Origin of the sequence: Nonomuraea typhae, assembly GCF_009760925.1 — a bacterium.
In the GTDB taxonomy this organism is placed as follows: Bacteria; Actinomycetota; Actinomycetes; order Streptosporangiales; family Streptosporangiaceae; genus Nonomuraea; species Nonomuraea typhae.
In genome coordinates this window covers 545,040-561,248 of record NZ_VRLV01000001.1, presented here as the reverse complement: position 1 = coordinate 561,248, position 16,209 = coordinate 545,040, and the positions used below count along the sequence as shown (strand labels likewise).

The 16,209-nt window shown below is 72.4% G+C and carries 20 protein-coding genes; 8 read left to right on the top strand and 12 right to left on the bottom strand.

Annotated elements, in window-relative coordinates; all coding sequences use genetic code 11:
* Positions 1–63: 63 nt before the first annotated feature.
* From FVE25_RS02605 to FVE25_RS02600, 3 genes are all read left to right on the top strand, one after another.
* Entirely contained in the window at positions 64–693 is a 630-nt protein-coding gene (locus tag FVE25_RS02605; RefSeq protein ID WP_157244737.1) for a TIGR03085 family metal-binding protein, read from the top strand.
* 185 nt (positions 694–878) lie between these two features.
* Positions 879–1,040: a hypothetical protein gene (locus tag FVE25_RS53700; RefSeq protein WP_181019424.1), complete on the top strand. Its 162-nt coding sequence runs from the start codon at positions 879–881 to the stop codon at positions 1,038–1,040.
* Between the two features lie 61 nt (positions 1,041–1,101).
* Complete coding sequence (locus FVE25_RS02600) at positions 1,102–2,460, top strand: glutamine synthetase family protein (RefSeq protein WP_157244736.1); 1,359 nt, start codon at positions 1,102–1,104, stop codon at positions 2,458–2,460.
* Here the strand turns inward: FVE25_RS02600 and FVE25_RS02595 are convergent.
* The 10 genes from FVE25_RS02595 to hisD form a co-directional block, all read right to left on the bottom strand.
* Positions 2,457–2,771 (bottom strand): nuclear transport factor 2 family protein, encoded by a 315-nt coding sequence (locus FVE25_RS02595; RefSeq protein WP_157244735.1) that lies wholly within the window; start codon positions 2,769–2,771, stop codon positions 2,457–2,459. The two genes, FVE25_RS02600 and FVE25_RS02595, sit on opposite strands and share 4 nt — an antisense overlap.
* A gap of 8 nt (positions 2,772–2,779) precedes the next feature.
* Complete coding sequence (gene hisF, locus FVE25_RS02590; protein ID WP_157244734.1) at positions 2,780–3,544, bottom strand: imidazole glycerol phosphate synthase subunit HisF; 765 nt, start codon at positions 3,542–3,544, stop codon at positions 2,780–2,782.
* Positions 3,541–3,930 (bottom strand): Rid family hydrolase, encoded by a 390-nt coding sequence (locus tag FVE25_RS02585; protein ID WP_157244733.1) that lies wholly within the window; start codon positions 3,928–3,930, stop codon positions 3,541–3,543. Before FVE25_RS02585 ends, hisF begins: the two co-directional genes overlap by 4 nt.
* A gap of 79 nt (positions 3,931–4,009) precedes the next feature.
* Positions 4,010–4,732: a bifunctional 1-(5-phosphoribosyl)-5-((5-phosphoribosylamino)methylideneamino)imidazole-4-carboxamide isomerase/phosphoribosylanthranilate isomerase PriA gene (priA, locus tag FVE25_RS02580; RefSeq protein ID WP_157244732.1), complete on the bottom strand. Its 723-nt coding sequence runs from the start codon at positions 4,730–4,732 to the stop codon at positions 4,010–4,012.
* Positions 4,733–5,062, bottom strand: coding sequence for a hypothetical protein (locus FVE25_RS02575; RefSeq protein WP_157244731.1), 330 nt, complete (start codon positions 5,060–5,062; stop codon positions 4,733–4,735). It lies immediately after the preceding gene.
* A 7-nt stretch (positions 5,063–5,069) separates the two neighbouring features.
* Positions 5,070–5,699, bottom strand: coding sequence for an imidazole glycerol phosphate synthase subunit HisH (gene hisH / locus FVE25_RS02570; RefSeq protein ID WP_219825274.1), 630 nt, complete (start codon positions 5,697–5,699; stop codon positions 5,070–5,072).
* A complete protein-coding gene (locus FVE25_RS53695; RefSeq protein WP_181019423.1) occupies positions 5,696–5,851 on the bottom strand; it encodes a hypothetical protein in 156 nt (51 codons plus the stop codon). The genes hisH and FVE25_RS53695 overlap by 4 nt, the downstream gene beginning before the upstream one ends.
* Positions 5,848–6,441 carry an imidazoleglycerol-phosphate dehydratase HisB gene (gene hisB / locus FVE25_RS02565; protein ID WP_157244729.1) on the bottom strand — a complete coding sequence of 198 codons (594 nt, stop codon included), beginning with the start codon at positions 6,439–6,441 and terminating at the stop codon, positions 5,848–5,850. Before hisB ends, FVE25_RS53695 begins: the two co-directional genes overlap by 4 nt.
* The gene (locus FVE25_RS02560; protein ID WP_157244728.1) at positions 6,438–7,508 is read right to left on the bottom strand and encodes a histidinol-phosphate transaminase; all 1,071 of its coding nucleotides are present in this window, start codon (positions 7,506–7,508) and stop codon (positions 6,438–6,440) included. The genes hisB and FVE25_RS02560 overlap by 4 nt, the downstream gene beginning before the upstream one ends.
* The gene (hisD, locus tag FVE25_RS02555; protein ID WP_157244727.1) at positions 7,505–8,842 is read right to left on the bottom strand and encodes a histidinol dehydrogenase; all 1,338 of its coding nucleotides are present in this window, start codon (positions 8,840–8,842) and stop codon (positions 7,505–7,507) included. Before hisD ends, FVE25_RS02560 begins: the two co-directional genes overlap by 4 nt.
* A gap of 170 nt (positions 8,843–9,012) precedes the next feature.
* Between hisD and FVE25_RS02550 the strand changes: the two genes are divergently transcribed.
* Positions 9,013–10,266, top strand: coding sequence for an MFS transporter (locus FVE25_RS02550; RefSeq protein WP_157244726.1), 1,254 nt, complete (start codon positions 9,013–9,015; stop codon positions 10,264–10,266).
* Complete coding sequence (locus tag FVE25_RS02545) at positions 10,263–11,729, top strand: amidohydrolase family protein (protein ID WP_157244725.1); 1,467 nt, start codon at positions 10,263–10,265, stop codon at positions 11,727–11,729. The genes FVE25_RS02550 and FVE25_RS02545 overlap by 4 nt, the downstream gene beginning before the upstream one ends.
* Positions 11,730–11,782: 53 nt before the next feature.
* On the opposite strand, the gene FVE25_RS02540 is transcribed toward FVE25_RS02545, so the two are convergent.
* Entirely contained in the window at positions 11,783–12,910 is a 1,128-nt protein-coding gene (locus tag FVE25_RS02540) for an MFS transporter (protein WP_246266546.1), read from the bottom strand.
* 84 nt (positions 12,911–12,994) lie between these two features.
* Here FVE25_RS02540 and FVE25_RS02535 point away from each other — a divergent pair, with 84 nt between their 5' ends.
* Genes FVE25_RS02535 through FVE25_RS02525 form a run of 3 tightly spaced genes read left to right on the top strand, consistent with a single transcriptional unit; the run spans position 12,995 to position 15,655 of the window.
* On the top strand, positions 12,995–13,720 hold the full coding sequence (locus FVE25_RS02535; protein ID WP_157244724.1) for a helix-turn-helix transcriptional regulator: 726 nt from the start codon (positions 12,995–12,997) through the stop codon (positions 13,718–13,720).
* Between the two features lie 47 nt (positions 13,721–13,767).
* Entirely contained in the window at positions 13,768–14,274 is a 507-nt protein-coding gene (ybaK, locus tag FVE25_RS02530) for a Cys-tRNA(Pro) deacylase (protein ID WP_157244723.1), read from the top strand.
* Positions 14,275–14,284: 10 nt separating this feature from the next.
* Positions 14,285–15,655, top strand: coding sequence for an amidase (locus tag FVE25_RS02525; protein ID WP_157244722.1), 1,371 nt, complete (start codon positions 14,285–14,287; stop codon positions 15,653–15,655).
* Here FVE25_RS02525 and FVE25_RS02520 read toward each other — a convergent pair.
* Complete coding sequence (locus tag FVE25_RS02520; protein WP_246266544.1) at positions 15,652–16,131, bottom strand: hypothetical protein; 480 nt, start codon at positions 16,129–16,131, stop codon at positions 15,652–15,654. The two genes, FVE25_RS02525 and FVE25_RS02520, sit on opposite strands and share 4 nt — an antisense overlap.
* Between the last annotated feature and the right edge of the window lie 78 nt (positions 16,132–16,209).

Sequence of the window (16,209 nt, the reverse complement as noted above, 5' to 3'; positions counted from 1 at the left end):
ATTTCTACATAAGTCACTATCACGGCTGATCACTCCGTTATTCCCACAGGTAGGCTGGGTCTCGTGACTCACGCCCGTGCCGAGCGCGCCGCGCTCTGCGATCTGCTCGACCGGATCGGCCCCGACGCGCCCACGCTGTGCACCGGATGGACCACCTATGACCTGGCCGCCCACCTGGTTCTGAGAGAGCGCAGGCCCGACGCCGCGGCCGGGATCGCGTTGCGCCCGCTGGCCGGCTACACCGCCTCGGTGCAGAACGGGCTGAAGGCCAAGCACTCCTTCCCGGAACTGGTCGCCATGGTCCGCACCCCGGGCGGGATCTACGGGCTGCTGCCGTTCGCCGACGAGGCGGTCAACACGCTGGAGTACCTCGTCCACCACGAGGACGTGCGCCGCGCCCAGCCCGGCTGGGAGCCACGCGAGCTGCCCGCCGACCTCGACCAGCTCATCTGGAAGCGGCTGTCGGTCGGCGCCCGCCTGATGCTGCGCCGCTCGCCGGTCGGCGTGATCCTGCACCGGCTGGGCGGCGGCGTGGCGATCGGCGGCGCCCAGGAGGGGCCCAAGGTCGAGGTGACCGGGAAGGCGGGCGAGTTGCTGCTGTTCTGCTTCGGCCGCCAGCAGCACGCCCGGGTCGATCTGACCGGCGACGAGGACGCCGTCGCGCGCCTGCTCAACGCCACGCTCGGCGTCTGAGAGCCGGGGATCCGTCTCAAGTAGCGGAATTACTGCGCGGCAAGCGCCCCCTCGGGCCCCCAAGCCCGTACCATGGCAGGGGAAAGAAGCCCCCCGGTTATGATCAAGAACATCTTCATAGAAGATGCCAGTGATCGCCCAGATCCGGGTATATACGGCTGGGAATGGACTGCAGGAGGCCCCCTATGCAGGTCAAGAAGGTGGTCACATACGTCGCCGTGGCGTTTGTGATCTTCTACTTGTTCACCCGGCCGGAACAAGCCGCTGCCGCCGTGAACGGCGTATTCGACGGAATTTTCAACGGAGCCAACTCACTCGCGACGTTCTTCAGCCGCGTCCTGGCCTGAGAAGCGGGCCTGTCTGCGGAAGATGCTTCCGTGAGCTGCCCGTTCGTGCTACGCAGACAGGATGGGAGATCGTCAGAGCGCCACCAGGGCCCATCAGCCCGACCCCGCCGTGCGCCGCATCCTGGAACGCGCGGAGATCGACGGGATCGAGCTGATCCGATTCCTCTATGCCGACCACGGTGGCGTCATCCGTGGCAAGGCGGCCTCGAGATCGCGGCTGGCCGAACGGCTGGACACGGGGATCGGCCACACGGTGGCGATGATGGCGATGAACATGCTCGACCAGCTCCAGGAGGTCGAGCAGCTCGGCCCCGTCGGCGAGGTCAGGCTCGTGCCTGACCCCGCGACCTTCGTCCCCCTCCCCTACGCGCCGGGCGCCGCGGCCATGCTGGCCGACCAGCGCAACCCCGACGGCAGCCCGTGGGCCGCCTGCTCGCGCACCTTCCTCAAGGACGCCGTCGCCACCCTCGCCACCGAGGGCTACACGCTGGTGGCCGCCTTCGAACCGGAGTTCACCCTCGGCCGCCGCCTGCCCGGCCCCGACGGCGGGCCCGACCGGCTCGTCCCCCTCGACGACACCCTCTGCTACGCCGCCACCGGCTTCGACACCGCCCACGACTACACCATCCGCCTCATCCGCGCCCTGGAGACCCAGGGCCTGCGGGTCGAGCACTACCACCCAGAGCTCGGCCCGGGCCAGCAGGAACTGTCGGTACGGCACACGCCCGCCCTGCGCGCGGCCGACAACCACGTGCTCTACCGCGAGACCGTGCGCGGCGTGGCCATCCGCATGGCCATGTGGGCCTCCCTGGCGCCCAAACCCCTGGCCGACCAGGCCGGCAACGGCGCCCACCTGCACCTGTCGCTGTGGTCGGGCGGCCACAACGCCTTCGCCGGCGACGACGTGCGCGGCTGGTTCATCGGCGGCCTGCTCGCCCACCTGCCCGCCCTGACCGCGCTCACCTGCGGCAGCGTCAACAGCTTCCGCCGTCTCGGCCCGCGCCTGTGGTCCAGCGCCTACGCCGTCTACGGGCCGGACAACCGCGAGGCCGCGGTGCGCGTGTGCTCGCCGCTGGGCGACAGCGGCGAGATCAACCTGGAGCTCAAGCCGTCGGACTCCTCCGCCAACCCCTACCTGTCACTCGGCGCGGTCATCCACGCCGGGCTGGACGGCATCCGCCGCAAGCTCGACCCCGGCGACCCGGTCGCCGTCGACCCCGACACCGAGCCCGGCCGGCACCCGCGCCTGCCCGCCACGCTCACCGAGGCCCTGAACGCGCTGGAGGCCGACGACGTGCTCATGGCCGCCCTCGGCCCGCTGCGCAGCCGCGCCTACCTGGCGGTCAAACGCTCGGAGGCGGCGGCGTTCGGCGAACGCGACGCCGCCTACGAGCTCTACAACCACATGCGCGCCTTCTAAGCCTGCCCGGTCTCGAAGCGCCTGATCTTCGAGCCGTCCGGGGTGAGGATGAAACGCCAGCGCGTCGTCATCTCACCCCACGTGTCGTTGCGGAACCGGGCGAGCATGGTCAGCCCGTCCGGTTCCTGGGACTCGACGGTGAAGCGGCCGCCCGCGGAGAAGATCTCCCGTTCGGTCCAGTTGTCGAGGTCCCGCTCCGAGCCGTCGTCGGACATCGTGGCATCCGGAGCCAGCGTCGCCGCGAACGCCGATCTGTCACCGTTGTTGACGGCGGCGATGAACGCCGCCACCACGGGATTGTGAGCAGTCATACCGCCCGTTATCCCCTGACCGGGTAACCCGCCGCCCGCAGAGTGTTCTTGACCTCGGAGATCTTCAGCGTGCCGAAGTGGAACACCGAGGCCGCCAGCACCGCGTCGGCGCCCGCCTCGATCGCCGGTGGGAAGTCCGCCAGCGTGCCCGCGCCGCCGCTGGCGATCACCGGCACCCGCACCGCCGCCCGCACCGCCCGGATCATCTCCAGGTCGTAGCCGTCCAGCGTGCCGTCGCCGTCCATCGAGTTGAGCAGGATCTCGCCCACGCCCAGTTCCTCGCCGCGGGCCGCCCACTCCACCGCGTCGATGCCGGTGCCCTTGCGGCCGCCGTGGGTGGTGACCTCGAAGCCGCTGGCCGTACCGGGAGCGCGGCGCGCGTCCACCGACAGCACCACGCACTGCGCGCCGAAGCGGCGCGAGCACTCCGTCAGCAGCTCGGGACGGGCGATCGCGGCGGTGTTCAGCGACACCTTGTCCGCCCCCGCCCGCAGCAGCCGGTTGACGTCCTCCACCGCGCGCACCCCGCCGCCCACGGTCAGCGGGATGAACACCTGCTCGGCGGTCCTGCGGACCACGTCGAGCATCGTCCCCCGCTCCCCCGAGGAGGCGGTGATGTCCAGGAAGGTGAGCTCGTCGGCGCCCTCGGCGTCATAGCGCCGCGCCAGCTCGACCGGGTCGCCCGCATCGCGCAGGTTCTCGAAGTTGACGCCCTTGACCACGCGCCCCGCGTCCACGTCCAGACACGGGATCACCCGCACCGCCACCGTCATGCTCGTTGCGCCTCTATCTCGATCTCGACCAGCATCCGCGGGTCGACCAGGCCGGCCACCCGCACACCCGTGCACGCCGGCCGCACCCCGGCGAAGACCTCGGCGATCGCGGCGCCGACCTGGTCGAAGTGGCGGTGCTCGACGACGTAGTAACGGATCATGACGACGTCGTCGCGGGTCAGCCCGCCCGCCTCGACCGCCTCCAGGGCGATGGCCATGGCCGTCCTGGACTGCCGGTAGGGGTCGCCCACGTGCTGGACCTCGCCGTCCACCGTGGCCGTGCAGCCGGAGACGACCACGCGCCCGCCGACGACGACCGCCCGGGCGTAGCCGTAACGCTCCTCCCAGACTCCGCCCGAGAACACCCTCGTCCCGGTTCGCTCCATGCCTGTTGTGCGAAGGCCCTGCTCACGAAGGCTCTGTTCGCGAAGGCTCATGCCGCCCATCACGCCCCCTCCCACCGAACTAAACGCGGACCGCATCCAGCGCGTTCTCCAGCGTGAACGCCCGCGCGTACAGCGCCCGGCCGACGATGGCGCCCTCCAGGCCCTGGGGAACCAGGCCGGCCAGGGCCACCAGGTCCTCCAGGCTGGAGACGCCGCCGCTGGCCACGACCGGCCGCCGCGTGCGCGAGCAGAACTCGGCCAGCAGCTCGAGGTTCGGGCCCCGCAGCGTGCCGTCCTTGGTCACGTCCGTGACCACGTAGCGCGGGCAGCCGTCGGCCTCCAGCCGCTCCAGCGTCTGCCACAGATCGCCGGCCTCCTCCGTCCAGCCGCGCGTGGCCACGGTGGTGCCGCGCACGTCCAGCCCGACCGCGATCTTGTCACCGTGCTCGGCGATGATCTTCCGGCACCACTCCGGGCTCTCCAGGGCGGCGGTGCCGATGTTGACCCGGCGGCAGCCCGTCGCCAGCGCCGCGGCCAGCGAGGCGTCGTCACGGATGCCGCCGGACAGCTCCACGTTCACGTCCAACCGGCCGATCACCTCGGCGATCTGCTCGTGGTTGCCGCCCCGGCCGAAGGCGGCGTCGAGATCCACCAGGTGGATCCACTCCGCACCCGCCTCCTGCCAGGCCAGTGCGGCGGCGAGCGGGTCGCCGTAGCCGGTCTCCGTCCCCGCCTCACCCTGGACGAGGCGTACGGCCTGGCCGTCCACGACGTCCACGGCCGGGAGCAAAACAAGCGACATTCAGATCCTCCGGTTGAAGGCAAGGGTCACGACGACAGGGACGAACAACACCGAGAAGACGAGCACCCCGAAGCTGATCGCGGGCGTGCGCCAGATCAGCCACACCACGAGCTGCACGACGAGGAAGACACCCAGGACGATCACGTTCTGGATGCGATGGCGGCGGGCCAGCACCCCGCCCTGGCGGGCGAAGCGCACCGGCCGCGGCGCAATCCGCGACAGCAGGACGCGGCGGCGCGCGGCCCGCGCCTGCCGCTCCTCATTGCGCCGCATCGCCTCCGCGCGCTCGGCCTCGCGCAGGGCGCGCCGCCGCGCACGCTCCTTGCTCACCGCGGGGTCACAGCGTGCCGACCCAGTTCTTCAGGAGTACGGCTCCCGCGTCCCCGGACTTCTCGGGGTGGAACTGGGCGGCCATCAGCGGCCCGTTCTCCACGGCCGCCACGAACGGCACGCCGTGCTCGGCCCACGTCACCACCGGCTGGGCGAACCCGTCGCCGGGCGTCAGCTCCCACTCGCGCACGCCGTAGGAGTGCACGAAGTAGAAACGCTCCTCCTCCACGCCCGCGAACAGCACGCTGTCCTGGGGCGCCTTGACGGTGTTCCAGCCCATGTGCGGCAGCACCGGGGCCTCCAGGCGCTCGACCGTGCCCGGCCACTCGCCGCAGCCCTCGGTCTCCACGCCGTGCTCCACGCCGCGGGCGAACAGCACCTGCATGCCGACGCAGATGCCCAGCACCGGACGGCCACCGGCGAGCCGGCGGCCGATGATCTGCTCGCCGCGCACGGCCGTCAGCCCGGCCATGCACGCCGCGAACGCGCCCACCCCGGGCACGACCAGGCCGTCGGCGTTGAGCGCGGTGTCGAAGTCGGCGCTCACCGTCACGTTCGCGCCGGTCCGCGCCAGCGCGCGCTCGGCCGAGCGCAGATTGCCCGAGCCGTAGTCGAGCACCACGACGTCCTTGGTCACCACCACAGCACCCCCGCCGTGATCGCCATGACCCCGCCGAGGGCGCAGAACACCGCCCCCAGCTTCAGCCCCTGCTTGAGCAGCGAGAACACCCCGCCGAACAGGAACAGCCCGATGAACACCATCGCGTAGGCGATCAGGTTCTCACTCATAGCACGCCCTTGGTCGAGGGCACTCCCGAGGCGCGCGGGTCGGGCTCGCTCGCCTCGCGCAGCGCCCTGGCCAGCGCCTTGAACTGCGCCTCGACGATGTGGTGCGCGTTGCGCCCGTAGGGCACGTGCACGTGCAGGCAGATCGCCGCCTGCGCCACGAACGACTCCAGGATGTGCCGGGTCATCGTCGTGTCGTACTCGGGCCCGATCATGGGCGCCATGCCCTCGGGCTCGGAGTGCACGAGGTACGGCCGGCCCGACAGGTCCACGGTCACGTTGGCCAGGGACTCGTCCAGCGGGCACGACGCACTACCGAACCGCCTGATGCCCGACTTGTCGCCCAGCGCCTGCCGGAAGGCCGCGCCCAGCGCCAGCGCCGTGTCCTCCATCGTGTGGTGGGAGTCGATGTGGAGGTCGCCCTCGGTCTTGACGGTCAGATCGAACAGCCCGTGCTTGCCCAGCTGGTTCAGCATGTGGTCGTAGAACCCCACCCCGGTGGACACCTCGACCTGCCCCGTGCCGTCGAGGTTCACCTCGACCAGCACCGTCGTCTCCTTGGTGGCCCTCTCCACGCGGCCGATCCTGCTCACAGCACTCCCTCCAGAGCGGCGCGGAAGGCCGCCATCTCCTCACCGGTGCCGATCGAGACCCGGAGCCACTGCGGTGGCCCGACCTCGCGAATGAGCACTCCCCGGTCGAGGAGCCCCTGCCACACCGCCTTGCGGTGTTCGAACCGGCCGAACAACACGAAATTGGCGTCCGAATCGGCCACCGTCAACCCCTGAGCACGCAGCCACGCCACGGTCTCGTCCCGCTCCCGCCGCAGCGCCGCCACCCCGCCGAGCAGCTCCGCCCGGTGCCGCAGCGCCGTACGCGCCGCCACCTGCGTGAGCGTCGACAGGTGGTACGGCAGGCGGACCAGCAGCAACGCCTGCACCACCGCCGGATGCGCGGCCAGATACCCCACGCGCGTCCCGGCCATCGCGAACGCCTTGGACATCGTCCGCGTGACGATCATCCGGGGGAACTCCGGCAGCAGCGTCAGCGCCGACGGCGTGCCCTCCCGGGCGAACTCGGCGTATGCCTCGTCCACCACCACCATGCCGGGCGCAGCCTCCAGCACCGCCCGGATCGTCGCCATCGGCAGCGCCGTGCCCGTCGGGTTGTTCGGCGAGGTCAGGAAGACGATGCTCGGCCGGTGCTCCTCGATCGCGGCCACCGCCTTGCCCGGGTCGAGGGTGAAGTCCTCCTCCCGCATGCCGTCCACCCACTCGGTGCTCGTGCCCGAGGTGATGATCGGGTGCATGGAGTAGGACGGCTCGAAGCCCAGCGCGCTGCGGCCGTGGCCGCCGAACGCCTGCAGGATCTGCTGGAGCACCTCGTTGGAGCCGTTGGCCGCCCACACCTGCTCGCCGGTGAGCCCGTGACCGAGGTAGGCGGCCAGGTCGGCGCGCAGCTCCACCGCGTCGCGATCGGGGTAGCGGTTCAGCGTGGCGGCGCTGCGGCGCACCTCCTCGGCCAGGTCGTCGACCAGGGCCTTGGAGGGCTCGTAGGGGTTCTCGTTGGTGTTGAGCCGGATCGGCACGTCGATCTGGGGCGCGCCGTAGGGCGTCCTCCCCCGCAGATCGTCGCGCAGCGGCAGGTCTTCCAGCCTCACGTGTTCGGCACTTCCCAGGAGCTGAGTTCGCTTAGTTCGCCTTCGGCAAAACGGGCGCGGATCGCCGCGCCGTGGGCGGGCAGGTCTTCGGCGTCGGCCAGCACCGACACGTGCGCGGCGGCCTGCGCCAGCGCCTCGCGGGTGTAGTCCACCACGTGGATGCCGCGCAGGAACGTCTGCACCGACAGCCCGCTGGAGTGACAGGCGCAGCCGCCCGTCGGCAGCACGTGGTTGGAGCCGGCCAGGTAGTCGCCCAGCGACACCGGCGCGTAGGTGCCCACGAAGATCGCGCCGGCGTTGCGCACCCGCGCCGCCACCGCGGCCGCGTCGGCGGTGTGGATCTCCAGGTGCTCGGCCGCGTAGGCGTCGACCACCTTCAGCCCGTCCTCCAGCCCGGACACCAGCACGATCCCCGACTGCCTGCCGCCCAGCGCCTCGGCGATGCGGTCGCCGTGCTTGGTGGCCGCCACCTGGCCCGGCAGCTCCCGCTCCACCGCCTCGGCCAGCTCCACGCTGTCGGTGACCAGCACCGCGGCGGCGATCACGTCGTGCTCGGCCTGGCTGATCAGGTCGGCCGCCACGTGCGCCGGGTCGGCCGTGGCGTCGGCCAGGATCGCGATCTCGGTCGGGCCCGCCTCGGAGTCGATGCCGATACGGCCCTTGAGCAGCCGCTTGGCCGCCGCCACCCAGATGTTGCCCGGCCCGGTCACCATCGCGACCGGGGCGCACTCCTCGGTGCCGTAGGCGAACATGGCCACCGCCTGCGCGCCGCCCGCGTTGTAGACCTCGTCGACGCCCAGCAGCGCGCACGCCGCCAGGATCGTCGGGTGCGGCAGCCCGCCGAACTCCCGCTGCGCGGGGCTGGTGACCGCCAGCGAACCCACCCCGGCCTCCTGCGCCGGGACCACGTTCATGACCACGCTCGACGGGTAGACCGCGCGCCCGCCCGGCACGTACAGCCCCACCCGCTCCACCGGCACCCACCGCTCGGTGACCGTGCCGCCGGGCACCACCTCGGTCGTGGTGTCGGTGCGCCGCTGGTCGCGGTGGACCTTGCGGGCCCGCCTGATCGACTCCTCCAGCGCCGCCCGCACCTTCGGGTCGAGCTCGGCCAGCGCCCGGCCGATCTCCTCCTCCGGCACGCGCGCGGAGGCGGTCTCGACCCCGTCGAACCTGGCGGTCAGCTCCCGTACGGCTGCCGCCCCGCGATGGCGCACGTCCTCGCAGATGGGCCGCACCTTCTCCAGGGCGGCCTCGACGTCGAGTTCGGCGCGGGGCAGCACGTCGCGCAGGTTCTCCGGAAGGGAACCGCGCATGTCGATACGGGAAATCACCTTCCCTAGTCTACGGAAGGTCGCCACCCCTCCCCGTTTCGTCCACCATCCGGACGGTTCGTCCTCCAGCACAGTGCCTCCCCGCACACTTCATCCTCCTCCACGAAGCTTTCGCGCGCCGGGCTGACGCAGGGTTGCCGAAAGGCATTCCAGGCCCCGGAGGACCACGCATGGGACTAGCCGAAACCACCCCCGCCCTGCCGCCCGCCCAGGTCCGCAGAACCGCCGCGGTCACGGTCGGCCTGCTCATGGGCGTGTGGGTGATCGACTACATCGACCGCGTCATGATGGCGGTCGCGCTGCCGTTCATCGGCGCGGAGTTCTCCCTCACCAAGACCGAGCAGGGCTGGCTCATCACCGTCTTCTCCATCGTGTACCTGCTGTGCCAGGTGCCCGGCGGCATCCTCGCCGACCGCTACGGCGCCCGCCGCCAGCTCATGGTCTCCCTGGTGCTGTGGTCGGTCTTCACCGCGCTCACCGGCCTGGCCTGGGGACTGGTCTCGCTCCTGGTCATCCGCGCGTTGTTCGGCGTCGGGCAGGGACTGTTCCCCGGCGCCTCCTTCAAGGCCATGGCCGAACGCACCACCCCCGAGGCGCGCGGCCGGGCCGCCGGATCCATGCTCGCCTCCAACCAGCTCGGCGCCGGCGTCGCCCCGCTCATCGTGGCGCCGCTCATCCTCGTGCTCGGCTGGAAGCACACCTTCTGGGTCACCGCCGCGGCCGGGGTGGTCATCGGCTTCCTGCTCTGGAAGATGCTGCCGCCGCCCCTGCCCGCCCACCTCAACGGCTCCGACCGCACCGGACGCCACGCCGTACCCTTCTCCGACGTGCTGCGCTCGGCCTCGGTGTGGAAGTTCGCCGCGCTGTTCTGCGCGACCAACATGCTCGGCTACGGCATGATGACCTGGGTACCCAGCTACCTGCTGGAAGAACGCGGCATCTCCCTCATCGGCACCGGCATCCTGAGCGCCATCCCCAGCCTGGTCATGTGCGCCTCCACCTTCGCCGGCGGCTGGCTGTTCGACCGCTACTTCCACGACCGCGCCCGGCTCTACGTCATCCCGCTGCTGCTGGTCACCGCCGCGCTGCTCGTGCTCATGCTCCGGGCCGAGACCGCCGCCGGCTTCACCGTCTACCAGACCCTCGCCCTGGCCGTGGCGGGCCTGTCCACCATGGGCATCCTCGGCATGCCGTTCCGGGCGCTGCCGCCCGCCGTCATCGGCTCCGGCATGGGCGTCGTCAACGTCGGCGGCCAGATCGCGGGCGTCCTGGCCCCCGTGCTCATGGGCGCGCTCGTCGATCGTTTCTCCTACGCCGCCGCCTTCGGCCTGCTCATCGCCACCACCGTGCTCGGCGCGCTGATCGCCGTCATCGTCCCGCAACGCCCGGAACAGTTCACCCTCGCCACCAAGGAGACTGTGTGACCGCCTACGACCTGGTTCTGGCCAACGGCCGCGCCATCGACCCGGAGACCGGCCTGGACGCCGTCCGCGACATCGGCATCGCCGGCGGCGTCATCCGCGCCGTCTCCGGGACGCCCCTGACCGGGGCCACCCGGCTCGACCTCGGCGGCCTCGTCGTCTGCCCCGGCTTCATCGACCTGCACAGCCACAGCATGGACGTGGCCGGGCACCGCCTCCAGGCCCTCGACGGCGTCACCACCGTCCTCGAACTCGAAGCCGGCGCCTACCCCGTCGCCGCCGCCTACCGCAGGGCCGCCGCCGAGGGCCGCCCCCTCAACCACGGCTTCGCCACCTCCTGGGCGGTGGCCCGCATGGCCGTCCTGCTCGGCGTGGAGACCGGCGGCGACCTCGAGGACTTCCTCGCCCACATCGGCCACGAGGACTGGCAGCGCCCCGCGCCACGCCCCGCCGTCGAGCGCATCCTCGGCATGCTCGAGGCCGACCTCGCCGACGGCGCCCTCGGCATCGGCATCCTCGTCGGCTACGCCCCGCGCATCGACCCCTCCGAGTACCTGGCCGTCGCCGCCCTGGCCGCCTCCGCCGGCCTGCCCACCTACACCCACGCCCGCGAACTCGTCGAACAGGACCCCGCCACCCCCATCGACGGCGCCGAGGAGATCGTCCGCGCCGCCGCCGAGACCGGCGCCCACATGCACTACTGCCACGTCAACAGCACCTCCATCCGGCACGTGGACCGCGTCCTCGGGCTGGTGGAGAAGGTCCGCGCCGAAGGCGCGCGCGTCACCACGGAGGCATACCCCTACGGCGCCGGCATGACCGGCATCGGCGCCGCCTTCCTGGCCCCCGAACTCCTGCACCGCCGCGGCCTGACCGCCCACGCGATCGGCCTGCTCGGCGCCGACGGCCGCCTGACCGGCGATGACGCGCTGCGCGCCGCCCGCCGCGACACCCCGGGCGCCGCCGCCTTCGTCCACCTGCTCGACGAGGACGACCCCGCCCAGTTCGCCTTCATCCAGCGGGCGCTGGCCTTCCCCGACGCCGCGGTCGCCACCGACGCCGTCCCGCTGCTGTGGCGCTCCGGCACCCCCGACCCGCTCGCCTGGCCCCTGGCCCCCGACGCCGTCACCCATCCCCGTACGGCCGGCACCTACGGCCGCACGCTGCGCCTCGCCCGGGAGACCGGCGTCCTCAGCCTTCAGGAAGCGGTACGGCGCTGCAGCCTCGTGCCCGCCGACGTGGTCGGCACGGGGGTGCCCGCGATGCGGCGCAAGGGCCGGGTGCAGGTGGGCTGCGACGCCGACCTGACCGTCTTCGACCCCGACGCCGTCACCGACCGCGCCACCTACACCGACACCGCCCACCCGTCCTCGGGCTTCACCCACGTGATCGTGAACGGCTCGTTCGTGGTCCGCGACTCCCGGATCGTCCCCACGGCCCTCCCCGGCCGCCCGGTCCGGGGCTGACGCCGCAAACCGGGGATCCCAGCCCATTCCTCCGGGGCTGGGATCCCGTCCCGTCACCGCGACGGCACCGCGACCGCCGGCTCCCGCAACGGCCGCGCCAGCAGCCAGGCCAGCAGCGGCATGACCGCCAGCGCCAGCAGCGCCACCCGCAGCGACGTGGCCTCGGCCAGCGCCCCGACCAGCGGGCTGGCCACTCCCCCCGCGCTGACCGCCAGCCCGAGCGTGACGCCGCTGGCCGTACCGGCATGGCGGGGCAGATAGTCCTGCCCGAGCGTGACGTGCAGCGAGAACGGCACGTACAACGTCACCCCCGCGGCCGCCGCGAACACGTACAGCCCCGGCCCCGGCACGAGCACCACCCCGGCGAGCGCGGGCACCGCCAGCGCGTACGCCAGCCGCAGCGTCCGCACCCGCCCCAGCCGCGTGGCCAGCCGCCCGCCCAGGATGGTCCCCACGGCCCCGCCCGCGAACTGCAGGAACAGCGCGACCGCCCCGGCCGTGCCCCCTCCGGCGTACAACGCCACGAACGTGCTCAGCCCGATGTAGCCCACCGACCGCAGCCCCATCACCAGCGCCAGCCGCACGAACGCCGGCCAGTCGTCCTTCGCGTCCGTCCCGGTACGGCCGGCCCCCGCGCCCCGCCCGGCCGAGCGCATGGCGGCCACCGTCACCAGGCAGCCGAGCGCGGCGGGAAGCACGAGCAGCGGCGAGGCGGCCAGCCCGCCCCACGACAGCAGCGGCGTCACCAGCAGGGGCGCCACCGCGAACCCGAGGTTGCCGCCCAGCGAGAACCAGCTCATCCCCACGTGGCTGCCCCCACTGACGGTCCTGGCCAGCCGGGCCGACTCCGGATGGTAGGCCGCCACGCCCAGCCCCGACAGCGCGATCGCCAGCCACGTCAGCGGGTAGGAGCCCGCCGGTCCGGCCAGTCCCGCCCCCAGCCCGGTCACGAGCATGCTGACCGGGATCAGCCAGGCCAGCCGCCACCGGTCGGCGACGGCCCCGAACAGCGGCTGCACGATCGACGACAGGAGCGTGGCGGCCAGGACGATCCCGGAGGCGGCCACGTACCCGTAGTGACGCTCGGCCACCAGGAACGGGACGACGGCCGGGACGGCGCCCTGGTAGAAGTCGACGCTGGCGTGGCCGGCGGCCAGCACGCCCATTCTGTTGATGCGCACCCTTCGATCGTGACCCGGCGAGGCGGTGGCGCGCTTCCGATAAAGTGCCAACATATACCGGAAATCCGCCACATGGAGGCCGGGATGCCCGTCCGTCACACGCCCGAGGCGCCCACCGGCGTCCGCCCGCTGCCCGGCGGCGGCCTGATCGACGCGCACCGCCACGACGACCACCAGATCGCCTACCCCCGCCAGGGCGTCATCTCGATCACCACCGACGCGGGCACCTGGGTGGCGCCGGGCAACCGCGCCCTGTGGATCCCGGCCGGAACCGTCCACGAGCACCGCGCCTACGGGCGCACCGACCTGCGCCTGATCGGCCTGGGCGAGAACCCGCTGAACCTGGACCGCCCGGCCGTCCTGGCCGTCACGCCGCTGCTGCGCGAGCTGATCGTGGCCTGTTCGGAGGAGCCGGACGACCCGCTGCTGCGCGCGGTGCTGCTGGACCGGCTGCGCCGGGCGCCGGCCCCCGAACGGCCCGTGCACCTGCCCGCGGCGCGCGATCCCCGGCTGGCGGCCGTGTGCGCGATGGTCGTCGCGGATCCGGCCGGGGAGCGAACGCTGCCGGAGCTGGCCGCCGCCGCGGGCACCAGCGACCGGACGCTGGCCAGGCTCTGCCGGGCGGAGTTCGGGATGACGTTCCCGCAGTGGCGCGCCCAGTTCCGGCTGCACCACGCGCTGGTGCTGCTGGCCGAGGGGGCTCAGGTGACGACGGTGGCCCATCAGTGCGGGTGGTCGTCGGCCAGCGCGTTCATCGACGCCTTCCGGCGGGTGTTCGGGCACACGCCGGGGCGGGCCTTCCACACGTGAGCGCCTTTACGTTGTAGATCATCGGCTGGTGAGTACGATCAACGGCTGTGAGCAAGAAGAGCAAGGGAGGCGGCCAGGGCACCCCCGCCACGGTCGCGCTGACGAAGGCCGGGGCCGACTTCGCCCTCCACCCCTACGAGCACGACGCCGGCGCCCACGCGTACGGCGAGGAGGCGGCCGACGCGCTCGGCCTGCCGTACGAGCAGATCTTCAAGACGCTGGTCGCCGAGGTGGAGAGCGGGCTGGCCGTGGCCGTGGTGCCGGTGGCGGCCAAGCTGGACCTCAAGGCGTTCGCCGCCGCGCTCGGCAGCAAGCGGGCGGCCATGGCCGACGCCGCCAAGGTGGAGCGGGTCACCGGGTACGTCGTGGGCGGCATCAGCCCGCTCGGCCAGCGCAGGCCGCTGCCGACCGTGGTGGACGAATCGGCGCTCGCCTTCGCGACCATCTACTTCTCGGCCGGGCGGCGCGGGCTGCAGATCGAGACCGCCCCCGGCAACCTCGTGGACCTCACCCGGGCGGCCACCGCTCCGATCGCCAAGACCGCGGGTTCGTAAGATTCATCATGTGACCGATCTGCACTACCTGACCGCGACCGAGATGGTCCGGCTGCTGCACGCCCGCGAGATCAGCGCCGTGGAGCTGCTCCAGGCCCATCTCGACCGCATCGAGCAGGTCAACCCGCGCGTCAACGCGATCGTGACGCTGGACGCCGAGCACGCCATGGACATCGCCAGGGCGCTGGACTCGGTCACGCCCGCCGGCCCGCTGCACGGGCTGCCGATCGCGCACAAGGACCTCGTGGACACCGCGGGCATCCGCACCACGTACGGCTCGCCGGCCTTCGCCGACAACGTCCCGGAGCGCGACGACCTCATCGTGCAGCGGCTGAAGGCGGCGGGCGCGATCACGATCGGCAAGACGAACACGCCCGAGTACGGCACCGGCTCCCACACGGTCAACGAGGTGTTCGGGGCCACCCGCAACCCCTACGACCTCAGCCGTTCGGCGGGCGGCTCGAGCGGCGGCGCTGCGGCGGCCCTGGCCTCGGGGATGATCCCGCTGGCCGACGGCTCGGACATGGGCGGGTCGCTGCGCAATCCCGCCTCCTTCTGCAACGTCGTGGGGCTCCGGCCGACGCCCGGCCGGGTGCCGTCGATCTCCGACAAGGCGGCCTGGTTCACGCTGGCCGTCCCCGGGCCCATGGCCAGGACCGTGGACGATCTCGTGCTGATGCTCCAGGCGGTCTCCGGGTTCCATCCCGGCTCGCCGTACGCGATCACCGAGCCGTTCACGCCCGAGCCGCGCGAGGGCGTCGAGCACCTGCGGGTGGCCTGGAGCCCCGACCTCGGCGGGCTGCCCGTCGATCCGCGCACCGCGGCCGTCACCGCCACCGCGCCGCAGGTCTTCGAGGAGCTCGGCGCCCGCGTCGAGCAGGTGGACCTCGACCTGTCCGGCGCCGAGGACGCCTTCCGCATCTACCGCGCCTGGTATTACGCGCTGGCCTTCCCCGACCTGGAGATCCTCGGGCCCAACACGCGCTGGAACGCCGAGCGGGGCCGCGAGGTGTCCGGCGCCGACCTGGCCCGCGCCGAGCAGCTGCGCACCGCGGTGTACCAGCGCATGAACGCCTTCTGGGAGCGCTACGACGTGCTGCTGGCCCCGGTCAGCCAGGTCCCGCCGTTCCCGGTCGGCGAGCCGTACGTGCGTGAGGTCGACGGCGTGGTCATGCCCGACTATCTGGCCTGGATGCGCTCGGCGTACTGGATCAGCGTCCTGCACGCCCCGGCGGCCAGCGTCCCGGCGGGCTTCACCGGCGACGGGCTCCCGGTGGGCGTGCAGATCGTCGGCCGCCCGTTCGCCGACGCCCGCGTGCTGCGCGCCGCCCGCGCCTTCGAGCAGGCCACCGGGTACGGCTGCCGCCGCCCGGCCCTCTAGACCCCGTACGGGTTGCGCAGCGGGGAGTCCCGGTAGCCGTGCACGCCCTCGAGGATGCCGAAGATCGCGACGGCCAGCAGCGGCCAGGCCACGAGCACGCCGTGGGCGGTCAGCTTGAGCGAGCCGGCCACCACCTTGAGCCCGGGCGCCGCGGCCTCCACGGTGACCACGCCGAGGGTGACGCTGGAGCCCACCCAGAGGGTGAGGAAGGCGGCCAGCACGCCGCCGGCGCACAGCCCGGCCAGCACGGCGAGCTGGTCTTCGCGCCTGCCGAACCAGGCGGCGGCCCCGCACAGCAGGCCCAGCCCGCCGGTGATGGCGGCGAACCAGCCGTCGGCGGCGATGAGCGCCTGGGTGGAGGGGTCGGCCAGGACGGTGGCGCCCTTGTCGGTGACCGTCATCGGCGCGCGCGGGGAGGCGTAGGACCAGGCGAGCCCGGCCGCGACGCCGAGAACCGCGAGAACGAGCACGGTCACCGCGAAAAGCCGCACATGCCGTACCACCCGACTCCCCCTCACATCTCTGCCCGAACCGCTTGATGGTATCCCGGTACC

What these genes read in the sequence shown, in the direction of transcription:
- FVE25_RS53700 (WP_181019424.1), top strand. Translation starts at nt 879, where the DNA reads ATGCAGGTCAAGAAGGTGGTCACATACGTCGCCGTGGCGTTTGTGATC.
- FVE25_RS02600 (WP_157244736.1), top strand. Translation starts at nt 1,102, where the DNA reads ATGGGAGATCGTCAGAGCGCCACCAGGGCCCATCAGCCCGACCCCGCC.
- FVE25_RS02595 (WP_157244735.1), bottom strand. Translation starts at nt 2,771, where the DNA reads ATGACTGCTCACAATCCCGTGGTGGCGGCGTTCATCGCCGCCGTCAAC.
- hisF (WP_157244734.1), bottom strand. Translation starts at nt 3,544, where the DNA reads ATGACGGTGGCGGTGCGGGTGATCCCGTGTCTGGACGTGGACGCGGGG.
- FVE25_RS02585 (WP_157244733.1), bottom strand. Translation starts at nt 3,930, where the DNA reads ATGGAGCGAACCGGGACGAGGGTGTTCTCGGGCGGAGTCTGGGAGGAG.
- priA (WP_157244732.1), bottom strand. Translation starts at nt 4,732, where the DNA reads ATGTCGCTTGTTTTGCTCCCGGCCGTGGACGTCGTGGACGGCCAGGCC.
- FVE25_RS53695 (WP_181019423.1), bottom strand. Translation starts at nt 5,851, where the DNA reads ATGAGTGAGAACCTGATCGCCTACGCGATGGTGTTCATCGGGCTGTTC.
- FVE25_RS02550 (WP_157244726.1), top strand. Translation starts at nt 9,013, where the DNA reads ATGGGACTAGCCGAAACCACCCCCGCCCTGCCGCCCGCCCAGGTCCGC.
- FVE25_RS02535 (WP_157244724.1), top strand. Translation starts at nt 12,995, where the DNA reads ATGCCCGTCCGTCACACGCCCGAGGCGCCCACCGGCGTCCGCCCGCTG.